Origin of the sequence: Stenotrophomonas acidaminiphila (genome assembly GCF_001431595.1) — a bacterium.
GTDB lineage: Bacteria > Pseudomonadota > Gammaproteobacteria > Xanthomonadales > Xanthomonadaceae > Stenotrophomonas > Stenotrophomonas acidaminiphila.
On sequence record NZ_LDJO01000026.1, the window covers coordinates 371262 to 383674 of the forward strand.

Annotated in this window: 9 protein-coding genes; 3 read left to right on the plus strand and 6 right to left on the minus strand. The window is 69.7% G+C overall.

Going from position 1 to position 12413, the window contains the following annotated elements:
* Nucleotides 1-60: 60 nt before the first annotated feature.
* The 3 genes from ABB33_RS10055 to ABB33_RS18775 all read right to left on the minus strand — a co-directional run bounded on the left by ABB33_RS10055 (nt 61) and on the right by ABB33_RS18775 (nt 2649).
* Nucleotides 61-1683: an arylsulfatase gene (locus ABB33_RS10055; protein ID WP_198421460.1), complete on the minus strand. Its 1623-nt coding sequence runs from the start codon at nt 1681-1683 to the stop codon at nt 61-63.
* A gap of 569 nt (nt 1684-2252) precedes the next feature.
* Nucleotides 2253-2414, minus strand: coding sequence for a hypothetical protein (locus tag ABB33_RS19295; RefSeq protein ID WP_161809417.1), 162 nt, complete (start codon nt 2412-2414; stop codon nt 2253-2255).
* Between the two features lie 82 nt (nt 2415-2496).
* The gene (locus ABB33_RS18775; RefSeq protein WP_161809418.1) at nt 2497-2649 is read right to left on the minus strand and encodes a hypothetical protein; all 153 of its coding nucleotides are present in this window, start codon (nt 2647-2649) and stop codon (nt 2497-2499) included.
* Nucleotides 2650-2821: 172 nt separating this feature from the next.
* On the opposite strand from ABB33_RS18775, the gene ABB33_RS10060 reads away from it, so the two are divergent.
* Genes ABB33_RS10060 through ABB33_RS10070 form a run of 3 tightly spaced genes read left to right on the plus strand, consistent with a single transcriptional unit; the run spans nt 2822 to nt 6820 of the window.
* On the plus strand, nt 2822-4636 hold the full coding sequence (locus ABB33_RS10060; protein ID WP_082595057.1) for a gamma-glutamyltransferase family protein: 1815 nt from the start codon (nt 2822-2824) through the stop codon (nt 4634-4636).
* Nucleotides 4623-5861, plus strand: a complete 1239-nt coding sequence (locus ABB33_RS10065) for an FAD-dependent oxidoreductase (RefSeq protein ID WP_056931992.1) — start codon at nt 4623-4625, stop codon at nt 5859-5861. Before ABB33_RS10060 ends, ABB33_RS10065 begins: the two co-directional genes overlap by 14 nt.
* Before the next feature lie 53 nt (nt 5862-5914).
* The gene (locus ABB33_RS10070) at nt 5915-6820 is read left to right on the plus strand and encodes a LysR family transcriptional regulator (RefSeq protein ID WP_056931993.1); all 906 of its coding nucleotides are present in this window, start codon (nt 5915-5917) and stop codon (nt 6818-6820) included.
* A gap of 8 nt (nt 6821-6828) precedes the next feature.
* On the opposite strand, the gene alr is transcribed toward ABB33_RS10070, so the two are convergent.
* The 3 genes from alr to ABB33_RS10085 all read right to left on the minus strand — a co-directional run bounded on the left by alr (nt 6829) and on the right by ABB33_RS10085 (nt 12128).
* Nucleotides 6829-8070 carry an alanine racemase gene (gene alr, locus ABB33_RS10075; RefSeq protein WP_056931994.1) on the minus strand — a complete coding sequence of 414 codons (1242 nt, stop codon included), beginning with the start codon at nt 8068-8070 and terminating at the stop codon, nt 6829-6831.
* A gap of 46 nt (nt 8071-8116) precedes the next feature.
* On the minus strand, nt 8117-10987 hold the full coding sequence (locus ABB33_RS10080; protein ID WP_082595058.1) for a TonB-dependent receptor domain-containing protein: 2871 nt from the start codon (nt 10985-10987) through the stop codon (nt 8117-8119).
* A 67-nt stretch (nt 10988-11054) separates the two neighbouring features.
* A complete protein-coding gene (locus ABB33_RS10085; protein ID WP_054663089.1) occupies nt 11055-12128 on the minus strand; it encodes a serine hydrolase domain-containing protein in 1074 nt (357 codons plus the stop codon).
* Nucleotides 12129-12413 lie beyond the last annotated feature (285 nt).

A 12413-nucleotide genomic window follows, 5' to 3' on the forward strand; every position in this document is an offset into this window, starting at 1 on the left:
GCCGGCACGGATCCGGAAGCAAAGCGGCCGGCAGCGCCGGCCGCTTCGATCCGGGCAAGCCTACTGCTGGCCCTTCTTCAACGTTTCCTGGATCACATTGGACATGTCGAAGCTGGTGCCGCCCTGCACGGGTGCGTACTGCTGCAACGTCCTGACGTGCTCGCCGATGATCTCGCTGGCCGGCGCCATCAGCCACGACACCTTCTGCATCAGGTGGCCACCGGCATCTTTTCCGTCGTAGCTCTCGAACGGATCGGCGCGCAGATTGTAGACATCGGGGACGGTCTGCGGCACGACGTTGGCGTAGTAGTCCTCCTTGGTGGAGAAGTGGAACTTCCAGGGTCCGATCCGGATCGCCGTCAACTTGTCCTCGTAGTAATAGAGGATCGAGTTGCGGGCCGATTCGGACGATGCGCCGGTCCAGTAGGGGAGGTTGTTGACGCCGTCGATGTACTGCTTCTTCTCCGCCATCATCTTCTTCGCCACGTCCGGCACTCCGGCGGCCGCGGCCAGCGTGGTGAACAGGTCCTGGTGGCCCTGGATTCCGTTGAGGGTCTGGTGCGGGGCGATATGGCCCGGCCACTTGACCAACGCCGGCACCCGCACGCCACCTTCGTAGGTGCTCATCTTCTCGCCACGGAACGGGGTGGTGGCGCCGTGCGGCCAGGAACTGTGCTCGGGACCATTGTCGGTGGTGTAGACCACGATGGTGTTCTCGTCCAGGCCCATCGACTTCAGTTGATCGAGGATCAGGCCGATGTCGTGGTCATGCTGCAGCATGCCGCTGCCGTGCAGGTCGTATTCGCTGGTGTATTTCTCGGCCGCATAGCGCCACTTTTCGTCCAGGCGGGTGTAGAGGTGCATGCGGCTGGTGTTGATCCAGGCGAAGAACGGCTTGCCCGCCTCCTTCGAGCGCTGGATGAAGCTCATCGCCGCCGGGATCATTTCCGCCGAATCGAACTCCTTCATCCGTTCCCGGGTGAGTGGGCCGGTGTCGGTGCAGCGCTGCTTGCCGACCACGCCGAAACGCGGGTCCCTGGTCGCGTCCGCGGTCGACGTGGCATAGCAGTGCAACACGCCGCGGGTGCCGAACTTCGCCTCATAGGCCTCCACCGAACCGGAGTACGCCTTCGCGAAGGCCTGGTAATCGCGCTGCTCGGACTCTTCCTGGGTATTGAGGTGGTAGAGGTTGCCGAAGAACTCGTCGAAACCGTGCACCGTCGGCAACGCGAAGTTGTGGTCGCCCAGATGGTTCTTGCCGAACTGGCCGGTGGCGTAGCCTTGGGTCTTCAGGATTTCGGCCAGAGACGGCGACGCCGCCTTCAGGCCGAGGCTGCCACCGGGCATCGCCACCGTGGTCATGCCCGAGCGGATCGGGTATTGGCCGGTGATGAAGGCTGCGCGTCCCGCCGTGGAGCTTGGTTGCGCATAGTGATCGGTGAACTTGATGCCGTCGTTGGCGATGCTGTCGATGTTCGGCGTGGTGTAACCCATCGTACCCATGCCATAGGCGCTGACGTTCTGCCAGCCGATGTCATCGCCGAATATCACGACGATGTTGGGTGCTTTGCCGGCACTGCCGGTGTCCTGCGCCCATGCGGCACCGCCTGCCGACAGGGAAAACAGGCTCGCGAGCACCGCCGTGGCCATGCGCGACTTGCGATTGTTTGTTGAAGGTTTCAAGGGAGTCTCCTTTCGTAACGGTCGGGTTGACGAGGATTCACAGCATTGGCTGCACATTTCACCGCCGGGTACGCTCGTTGGAGGCACGGCGCCACGGCGTGGACATCCCCCGTGCTCAGCGCACTCGCCCAGGGGGGGGAACAGGGACTTGTGGGTGGGAAAACAGCGGGACAGTCCGCCGGTGTGCGCTCGCGGGCATCGACAGCGGGTCGACGCGACCGGCGCTAGCGGGACTATGCGCATTCACCGTTTCGCGGGATGCGGGCCGCGTCGCTACGGATCCGGCACGACACGGCGTTGCCGTGCATTGGTGATCGAAGACTCAAGTGATGACTCTCCTTGAGACGCGCCGCTGCACCCTGGGGTGTTGTGCCCCATTCTGTCTCTGATGGCACCCACTCCGGGCGCCGTGGTGTCATTGGCGATGAGTGGCCCCAAAACCGGATGGGCTTTGAAGGACGATTGTTTCAAATGTAACCAACATACTCTTATTGTGACGAGATGCCACCCTTTCTCCTGCTCGTTGCGACAGCACGATGGCCCGCGAAGGGCATCCTCGGATGCGCATTTCAAACCGGACGACCGCTCAGGGTCCGGAAGGCCAGGCCTTCGTCGATCCCGTTCCGCACCGCGTGCAGCACCACTTCATCATCGCCCCCGGCGTAGACCGGCTTCATGAACAGGCTGGCGCGATAGACGAACTGCACCAACTTCTGCCGGGAGACCGCCATGTCGGTGATCGGCGCAGGTTCAGGCAGTCGCGGCCGAAGCCGTGAGTTTGCCGCCGTAGTCCGCGCCGGGGTTGGACACCGCCTAGCGGGCCAGCGCGGCCACGGTGCCCGGCACGTCGGCGGCCTTCCACCCGGCGGTTTCGCCGCCGATGTCGCCCGCGCGCGGCAACAGCACCGCCAGCGCGGGTGTGGCGGCGAGTGCTGTGGCCAGCGCCGCGTTCGAGCACCTCGGCACCGGCGTGCCTGTCCCCCATCATTGATGGCCGACGGTATAGCTGGTGCGCATGGAAGCGCGCGGCAGCCGCCGCATGGCGGATGCCGGGCCGCGGCATGCCATAGCTGCCGGTTAACACCTGCACCGCGATTGTGATCCCCGCCATGGCGGGCCCGACGGTAATCTGCCGGCCATGCAGACGCCCGCCCGCCACACGCCCTCCCCCACGGCCGGTGCGTCCGCCGTTGCACTGCGCTGGTGCCGCCTCGGCACGCCCCTGCTGCTGTGCCTGCTGCTGTGCCTGGTGCTTGCCGCGTGCGGCACCGCGCCGGACGCGCGTGCGCCGGCAACCGCCGCCCCTGCCGCACCGCCCTCGCCGGCCATCGTCGTCGCCGCGCACCCACTGGCCGCGCGCGCCGGCGCCGAGGTGCTCGAACGCGGCGGCAGCGCGATGGACGCGGCCATGGCGGTGCAGCTGATGCTGGGACTGGTGGAACCGCAGAGTTCGGGCATCGGCGGCGGCACGGTGCTGTTGGCCTACGACGCCGACAGCGGCCAGGTCAGCGGCTACATCGGCCGCGAACAGGCACCGGCCGCAGCCGCTGCCGGCTGGTTCGACGACGCCGACGGACACCCGCTGGCACGTGGCGACGCCATGCTCTCCGGGCGCGCCACCGGCGTACCCGGCACCATCGCCACCTTCGCCCTGGCGCTGCGCGAGCATGGCCGGCTGCCATGGGCGCGCCTGTTCGACGGCACCATCGCCACCGCCGAGCAGGGCTTCACCATCACCGAGCGGCTGCAGCGGCACATCCACGGCCAGTTCCCACAAGCGGCGACGGACGACGTGCGGCGGTTGTTCGACGACGGCCACGGCGGACGCCTGCGCGCCGGCGACACGCTGCGCAATCCGGCCTACGCGGCGACGCTGCGCACGCTGGCCGCCGGCGGTGCGCAGGCGTTCTACCACGGTGCGCTGGCCCGGGCGATCGTCGCCCGCACCGCCGACGCACCACGCCCGGGGGCCATGACCCTGGATGACCTGGCAGGCTACCGCGCCGAGAAAGTGGCCCCGCTGTGCCGTCCGCTGCGCGGCTACCGGCTGTGCTCGCTGCCGCCGCCGGCCAGTGGCGTCGGCCTGCTGCAGCTGATGGCGCTGCTGGACGGTACCGATATCGACCGTCGCGATGCGGGCGACCCGCAGGCGTGGCTGCTGTTCGCCGAGGCCAGCCGGCTGATGTACGCCGACCGTGACCACTACGTCGGCGATCCGCGCTTCGTCGACGTTCCGGTCGATGGCCTGCTGGCGGCCGACTACGTGGACGCGCGCCGCGCCCTGATCGGCACCCGGGCCGCGCCGCGGCCGCCGCGCCCCGGGGTCCCGGCCGGCGCTCCGGTCATCGCCTCCGACGCCACCGACGAGCCCGGCGGCACCAGCCATTTCGTGGTCGTGGACGGCCACGGCAATGCCGTCTCGGTGACCACCACCGTGGAATCGTTCTTCGGCTCCGGGCGCATGGTCGGCGGCTTCTTCCTCAACAACCAGCTCACCGATTTCGCCTGGGACCGCACCGACGGCCGCCCCGGCATGGCCAATGCCATCGCCGCCGGCAAGCGCCCGCGCTCGTCGATGGCGCCGCTGCTGATGCTCGACGGCGACGGCCGCCTGGCCGGCGCGCTGGGATCGCCCGGCGGCTCGGCCATTCCCGCCTACATCGGCAAGACCCTGGTCGGGCTGCTCTATTGGCGCCTGCCGCTGGACCAGGCAGTGGCGCTGCCCAACCTGGTCGCGCGCGGCGAACGTTTCGATGGCGAGGCCGGCCGCTTCCCGGCACCGGTGCGTACCGCGCTGCGCGAGCACGGCGTGGATATCCGCAGCGGTGCCGGCGAGGATTCCGGCCTGCATGGCGTGTTCCTGCGCGACGGGCGCTGGCAATGGGCCGCCGACCCACGCCGCGACGGCACCGCCGCCTTTCCTGCCCACCGGACCCCCGATGCATCCCGTTGAACCCCGCGGCGAACCCGCACGCGCCGATCTCGTCGTCCTCGGCGCCGGCGTCGTCGGACTCGCCACCGCCTATGCCGCCGCGCGCCGCGGCCTGTCCGTGCTGCTGCTGGACCGCGCCGACGGCCCGGTGCAGGGCACCTCGTTCGCCAACGGTGCGCAGCTGAGCTACGCCTACACCGACGCCATGGCCGGCCCTTCCACCTGGCGCCAGTTGCCGGCCATGCTGTTCGGACGCAACGGCCCGTTCCGCACGCGCTGGTCGGCCGACCCGGATTTCTGGCGCTGGGGCCTGGCGTTCCTGCGCCAGACCGGCAGCGCACGGCTGCGCGCCAACACCCTGGCGACGCTGCAGCTGGCGCTGGAGTCGCGCAGCGCGCTGCACGCTCTGCTGCAGCGCCACCCCATCGCTTTCGACCACGCCGTCTCGGGCAAGCTGCACGTCTACCACGACGCCGCGGCGCTGCATGGCGCGGCGTCGATGATCGCGCTCAAGCAGCCATTCGGGGTCGAGCAGCACCTGCTCGACGCGCGCCAGGCCATTGCCGCCGAACCGGCGCTGGCCGCGATGCCGGGCCTGGCCGGCGCGGTGCATTCGCCGCAGGAGGAAGCCGGCGATCCGTTCCGCTTCGGCGTCGGCCTGCTGCAGGTGCTGCAGCAGCAGTACGGCCTGCAGGCGCGCTTCGGTGTCGATATCCGGCGCGTGGTGCGGCAGGACGACGGCTGGTGCCTGCAGCCGCATGCCGGCGCGGCGCTGCAGGCGCGGCGGCTGGTGGTGTGCAACGGCATCGACGGCGCGGCGCTGCTGCGGCCGCTGGGCGTGCGCATGCCGCTGATGGCGATCAAGGGCTATTCGTTCACCGCGCCGTGTGGCCCGCGTGCGCCCACCGCGAGCATCACCGACACCTCGCGCAAACTGGTGTTCTGCCGCCTCGGCGAGCGCATGCGCGTGGCCGGGCTGGCCGACCTCAACCACTGGGATCCACGCCCTGACCCGGGGCGCATGGCGCAGCTGGTGGCGATGGCGCGGGCCTCGATGCCCGAGGCGGTGGACTACGCGCACATCGAAAGCGACTGGGCCGGCCTGCGCCCGGTCACCCCCTGGTCCTCGCCCGAGATCCGCGCCATTGGCGCCGGGCTGGTGTGCAACCTCGGCCACGGCATGCTCGGCTGGACCCTGGCGATGGGCAGTGGCGAGCGCGCGGTGGCGCTGGCGATGGCGCAGTGATGGCGGCGCCGCGAACGGTCGCCGGCAACGCCCGCATCGACTAGGATCAGGCCATGCGCCTGCGCCAGATTGAAGTCTTCCACGCGGTCTACACCACCGGCTCGATCAGTGCCGCGGCACGATCGCTGCACGTCTCCCAGCCGTCGGTCAGCAAGGTCCTGCACCACACCCAGTACCAGCTGGGTTTCGAGCTTTTCAAGCTGGTGCGCGGGCGGCTGGTCGCCACCGACGAGGCGCACGCGCTGTTCGTCGAGGTCAAGGACATCTACGACCGCCTGCTGTCGCTGCAGAAGGCGGTCACGCACATCCGCGACATCGGCGGTGGGCATATCCGCCTGGCGGTGGTGCCCTCGCTCGGCCAGCACGTGGTGCCGGCGGCGATCACCCAGTACCGGCGCCAGCACCCGGAAGTCACGTTCGACGTGCAGACCCTGCACCACGGCGACCTGTTCCAGGCGCTGTACGAGCGCGAATGCGACATCGCCATCGCCTACAACCCGCCGCAGCATCCGCGCATGCAGCGCCGCGTGCTCGGGCAGGGGCAGCTGATGCTGCTGTTCGACGCCGCGCAATGGCCCGACCCGCCGGCGGCGATCCCGCTGCGCTGGCTGCAGGACCGCGACATGGTCGGCCTGGCCAGCAGCGGCCCCATCGGCGACCTGTTCACCAACGAGCTCAAGCGCCAGGGCGTGAGCATGCGCGAGGTCGTGTCCAACCAGACCTATTCGCTGGCCGCGGCGCTGACCCGCTGCGGCGCCGGCATGAGCGTGCTGGACGAATTCACCGCCTGCGCCAATGCCGGCGGCAACCTGCTGGCGCGCCCGCTGGAACCGGAAATCGGCTTCCGCGTCGAGTGCGTGTACCTGGAGGACCGGCCGCCGTCCAAGGCCGCCACCGAGTTCGTACGGCAGTTCCAGCGCAGCCTGGCCGAAACCCGCGGCGTGCCGCCCGCAGCGTAGCCGCGCCCCTAGCGGGTGCGCGGGAACTTCGGGTTCAACGCGCCCCAGACGCTGTACTGGTCGGCCAGGATGACCCCGGTCCAGGCCTCGATTTCGGCCTGGGTGATCTGCTCCCCGCCCTGGCGCCCGAACAGCACCACCTCGTCGCCGGCCTGCACGCCGGGGATGTCGGTGACGTCCACCATCGTGGTGTTCATGGTGACGCGGCCGAGTACCGGCGCGCGCCGGCCACGGACCAGCACGCTGCCCTTGTTGGAATAGGCGCGGCGGTAGCCGTCGGAATAACCGACCGGGAGATTAGCCAGCAGCGAATCGCGGCGCAGGGTGAAGGTGCGGTCGTAGCTCACCGTGTCGCCGGCGGGAAACGCCTGCACCGACGCGACCCGGGTCTTGAACGCGGCCACGTGCGCGAACGGCGGCTTCGGCGTGCCGCCGTATCCGTACAGCGCACCGCCCGGGCGCACCATGTCCAGCCGCGATTCGGGAACATGCTGCAACGCGAACGAGTTGGCCGCATGCAGCTGCACGTCTCCGCGCCGCAGCGCGGTGTTGGCGAACAGCCAGTCGGCCTGCTCGCGGAACGTGTCCACGCCGGCGCGCACGTCGGCCGGGTCCTCGCTGGGGAAGTGGGTCATCAGGCCGACCACGCGCAGGCCTTCGGCCGCCACCAGCGCCACCGCGTCGTGCCGTCCCTGCCCGGTGGCAAGCTCCAGTCCGTTGCGGCCCATGCCGGCCGAATTCAGCGCCAGGTGCACCGGCAGCGCGCGCCGGCGGCGCCGTGCCAGCGCGGCCAGCGTCTGCGCCACGGCCAGGTTGCCCACCAGTTCTTCGACCCGGTACGGCCAGGCGGCCTCCACCTCGCCCAGCGTCGCCGCGCGCACCCGCAGTACCCGCCCGCGATAGCCGCTGGCACGCACCATGCGCGCCTCCTCGGTGCTGGCGATGCCGACGCAGCCGACGCCCGCGGCGACCAGGCGCGGAATTACCCGGTCGATGCCGGTGCCGTAGGCATCGGCCTTGAGCACCGCGCACAGCTGCGCGTCGCCGGCCAGGGCGCGCACGCGCCGCAGGTTGGCGTCGAACACGTCCAGGTCGATCTCCAGCCAGGCGTTGGCCGCGGCCAGGCGCGCCGTGCCCGGCACGCCCAGCAGCGGCGCGGCGCGCGCGTCGAGCGAGGCGGCCAGTGCCGTGCCCAGGGCCGCGGTGATGAAGCCGCGGCGGCCGCTGGAGGCGATGTCCGTATCCGTCATGGTGGGTCCCGATGCCGCCGGTTGCCCGGCGGCGTTGTTGGCAGGATCAGTTGAAGCGGTACTCGACCTGCAGGTTGAACGAACGCCCGCGCGGATCGGCCACGCGCGGCTCCCAGGCCGCGCCGGAGGCGAAATCGACCTGGTGCGCGGTGAACGGCGGATCGGTGTCGAGCAGGTTGCGCACCGCCAGGGTCAGCCGGGTGTTCTCCATCCCGGTCCAGGTCAGGCTGTAGTTGTAGGTGATGTAGTCATCGACGTCCGGGTTCCAGTTGGCCGGCGTGTAGAAGCCGCCCTCGACGCTGACCGGCTCCTCGTCCTTGTAGCCGGACCGGTAGACCTGGGTGAGCAGGTGCGCCCAGTCGCCGCGGGCCCAGCCGACGCCCAGCGTGTGCTTCCACTTCAGCGGCAGGTTGTAGAAGCGCACGTACTCGCCGACCTTGTTGTCGCCATACGGCTCGTTGGCCAGCGACTTTTCCTTGAAGGTGTCGATGTAGCTGCCGTTGAGATTGACGTGCCAGCGCCCGCCGGCCAGGTCGCCGCTCAGGTTGGCGTCCAGCTCCACGCCGCGGGTCAGGGTGCCGCCGGAGTTGATGTAGCGCTGGTCGATCGCGGTGACTTTGCCGCTGCCGTCGCGGATCCAGTTCTCGGCGAACAGCGCGTAGTTGGCGGTCAGCGTCGCCAGGTTGGGCACGCGGATGGTGTTGGTGCGCTCGATCTCCCACCAGTCCAGGCTCAGGTTGAAGTTGTCGGTCGGCGAGAACACGAAGCCGATGCTCCTCTGCGAGGATTCCTCCGGCTGCAGGTCGGTCTTGCCGCCGGTGATGATCACCGGCTGGATCAGGTCGCACCCCGGTATCGACGAGTTGACCGAGCCGCCTGGGCAGCTGGCCGGGTCGACCAGGTCGCGGCCGAAGTAGTCCAGGCGGTTGACGCCGGCGAACAGCTTGGTGAACTCGGGCACCTTGAAGCCGGTGCTGTAGGCGCCGCGGAACGCCAGCGATTCGATCGGCTGCCACTTGAACGAGTACTTCGGGTTGGTGGTGCCGCCGAAGGTGTCGTAGCGGTCGTGGCGCACCGCCACGGTGACGTCGAGGGTGTCGATGATCGGCAGGTACATCTCGGCATACACCGCGTTGACGTCGCGACGCACCTTGGGCAGGTCGCTGGTCTCGTCGAACGGCGCCTGGTAGATGGTGGTGTAGTTCAACGGCACGCCGTCGAGCACCTGCACGCCGCCGAACTCGAACTCCTCGCGCCGCGCCTCGACGCCGGTGGCCAGCTGCGCCTCGCTGCCCCACAGGCTGAAGCCGAGCCCGCCACTGAAGCTGGCGTCGGCCGTGGTGACGGTGGATTCACCGCCGTACAGGTGCACGCCGCTGGCCGAGGCGCTCTGCAGCGCGGCCATGGCCGCCTCGCTCTGCTGCTGCCCCGGCATCAGGAACGGGTTGAGCAGGCCGCTGCCGAGCGCGGCGCGCAGGCCGCTGGAGAAGTAGTAGCCGCCGCGCAGGACCGATTCGGCCTTGTTCGAGGCGCGCGACAGGCCGATGTCGTAGTCCCAGCTGCCGATGCTGCCCTCCAGGCCGGCCAGCAGGCGGTAGGACTTGGTGGTGGTCTCGATCTGGCGCGGCCCGCAGGCCATGCAGCGCCAGCGGTAGGGAATGGGGTTGCCGTAGGTGAGGTTGGCGGTGCCGAAGTACGCGGCCAGCGCGTTGTACACCTTGTCGTAGGTGTCCTTGGTGTTGGGGTTGAGCGGATACCAGGTGCCGGGGCCCATCACCGAGGTGAGCGATGCGCTGGATGTGAGCTGCAGCGGCTCGTACTCGCGCTCTGACTTCACCCGCGAACCCATCGCCTCGGCGTAGAAGCGGTGGTTGTCGCCGATGCGGATGGTGGCGCGGCCCAGGAACTGCAGGCTGTCCTGCGGCTGCTGCAGCGCCTGCGCGGCCGGGTAGTCCCACGCGCAGGCGTACTTGGAGCTGCCGCTGTCCCACAGCCGGTAGTCGTAGGGCCCCATCGCCGGGCCGCCGTTCTCGCAGCCGGCGCCGCCGGGCAGGTTGAGGATGTTGACGTAGTTCTGCTTGCTGCCGCCGTCGGGGTCGATGAGCGAGCCGTTGATGATGCCGCCGCTGGCGTTGGTCACGGTGGCGAACGGGGTGCCGCGCGTGTCCGGCGACACCCCGCGGTCGGGCTGGAAGCTGTTGGCGAAATCGCGCTGGTAGCTGCGCAGGAACTCGCTGCGCCGCCAGTTGATCGTGCCCCACACGTTCCAGCGGTCGGCATCCAGATCGCCGGTGCCGCCCAGCAGGCTGTAGTTGTAGATGTTGCCGCCGCCGTGCTGGGTCACGTCGAAACCGGCGTTGACGGCGATGCCCTGGTAGTCGGTGCGGGTGATGAAGTTGATCACGCCGCCGATGGCGTCGGTGCCGTACATGGCCGAGGCGCCATCGCGCAGCACTTCCACCCGGTCGATCGCCGCGAACGGGATCGAGTTCAGGTCCACCGCCTGCCCGCGCAGGCCATGGGTGGCGACACGGCGGCCATTGAGCAGTACCAGCGTGGCGTCACTGCCCTGCCCGCGCAGGTTGGCGCCGGACACGCCGGCGGTGCCGCGCAGTTCGCCCAGGTCCATGTCCACCGATGCCGAGACCATGCCGTCGGCGCCATTGCCGGCGATGTTGAGGAAGGACAGCAGCTGCTCGGCCGAGGTGATGCCCTGCGCCTCGATCTCGGCCTTCTGCACGATGGTGACCGGCAGCGCGGCCTCCACGTCCACGCGCTTGATGCGCGAGCCGGTGACGTTGACCTTGTCCAGGGTGGTGGCCGCCGGGGCGGCTTCCTGCGCCATGGCCGGCACGGCCATGGCCGCCAGCAGCGCAATGCACAGGAGGTTGAATCGGGGGTCTGGCTGGCTACGCATGATTTCTCCAGGGGGAACGACGGGGACGGACAACCCAGCAGGTACAGCGGCGGAGCGGGCAGCGCGGTCAGGGCCGCGCCGCTGGAATCTCGTCGAGGAACAGTGCGCCGATCGCCTGCGCGGTCGCATACGGCGTCGGGTCGTTGCGGTTGCTCAGCAGCACCACGGTGAGGTGCTGCTGCGGCCAGCGCACCAGGGTGTTGCGGAACCCGATGCTTTCGCCGTTGTGCCATTGCCGGCCCTCGGCGATACGCCAGCCGAAGCCATACCAGGTCGCTTCCGGCGCGGTGTCCACCGGGACCTGGCGGCCGAGCGCCAGCGCGCGCGTGGCGTCATCGAACAGGCGGCCGTCGTACCAGGCCGCATCCCAGCGCGCCAGGTCGTCGATGCTCGAATAGATGCCGCCATCGCCGAGCACGGCGCTGTAGATGTTCTGGTCGGTGCGCTCCCAGCCCTGCGCGGCCTGGCTGTAGCCCCAGGCGCGATGCGGCACGTCGCGGCCGCCGGCGACGTAGGCCAGGCTGTCGCGCATGCCCAGCGGGGCGAAGATGCGGGCGTGCAGGAACGCGGGGAAATCCATCCCCGAGGCGCGCTCGACCACCAGCGCCAGCAGCGCATAGCCGCTGTTGCTGTAGCGGTAGGTGGTGCCGGGCGGGAAGTACAGCCGGTTCTCGCGTTCCAGCAGCGCCAGCACGCCCGCGTCGCGGATCTGCCCCTGCCAGGACGCACCCATCAGGTCCTCGTAATCGAGTACGCCGGAGGTGTGCGCCAGCAGCTGGCGCAGGCTGATGGCATCGGCCACGGCCGGCAGCGAAGGCAGCCAGCGCTTGACCGGGTCGTCGATGGACAGCGCGCCGTCCTGCGCCAGCAGCAGGATGGCCGCGGCGGTGAATTGTTTGCTCACCGAGGCAAGCCGGTAGTTGGTGTCGGTGCCGGCGGCGATGCCACGCTCCAGGTCGGCGCGCCCGTAGCCGCGCCGGACCAGCGCCCTGCCGTCCTTGAGCACCAGCAGCGAGGCACCGGGAACGTCGCCGTCATAGGGCTGCATCAGGCGGTCGATCGCGGCCTGGCGGTCGTCGGCATCGGCCGCGCTTGCCAGCAACGGCAGCGCCAGCATCAGCAGCAGTGCCGGTCGCCACATGACAGCGATCGACCGCAGGCAAAAACGGTTGCGCATGCGTCCCCCGGACGAAGAAGGCAGGAATGATGGGATGCCACCGATGGCGGGCCAGCGGGCCGGCGGACCGGAACCCCGGCATGCCTGCCTTGCGCCTCCCTGCGCCTGCGCCGGTTCCCCCGGTCCGGCCTCCCCGCCGTACCGCCCGTCGCGTCTTCACCTTGGCGCGTGGCGACCCGCAGCGTCAACGCCGTCCGCAGCCGCCGTGGATGGCCTGCGCCCACGCCCGCAGGCGCTGCCGCAGGCCTG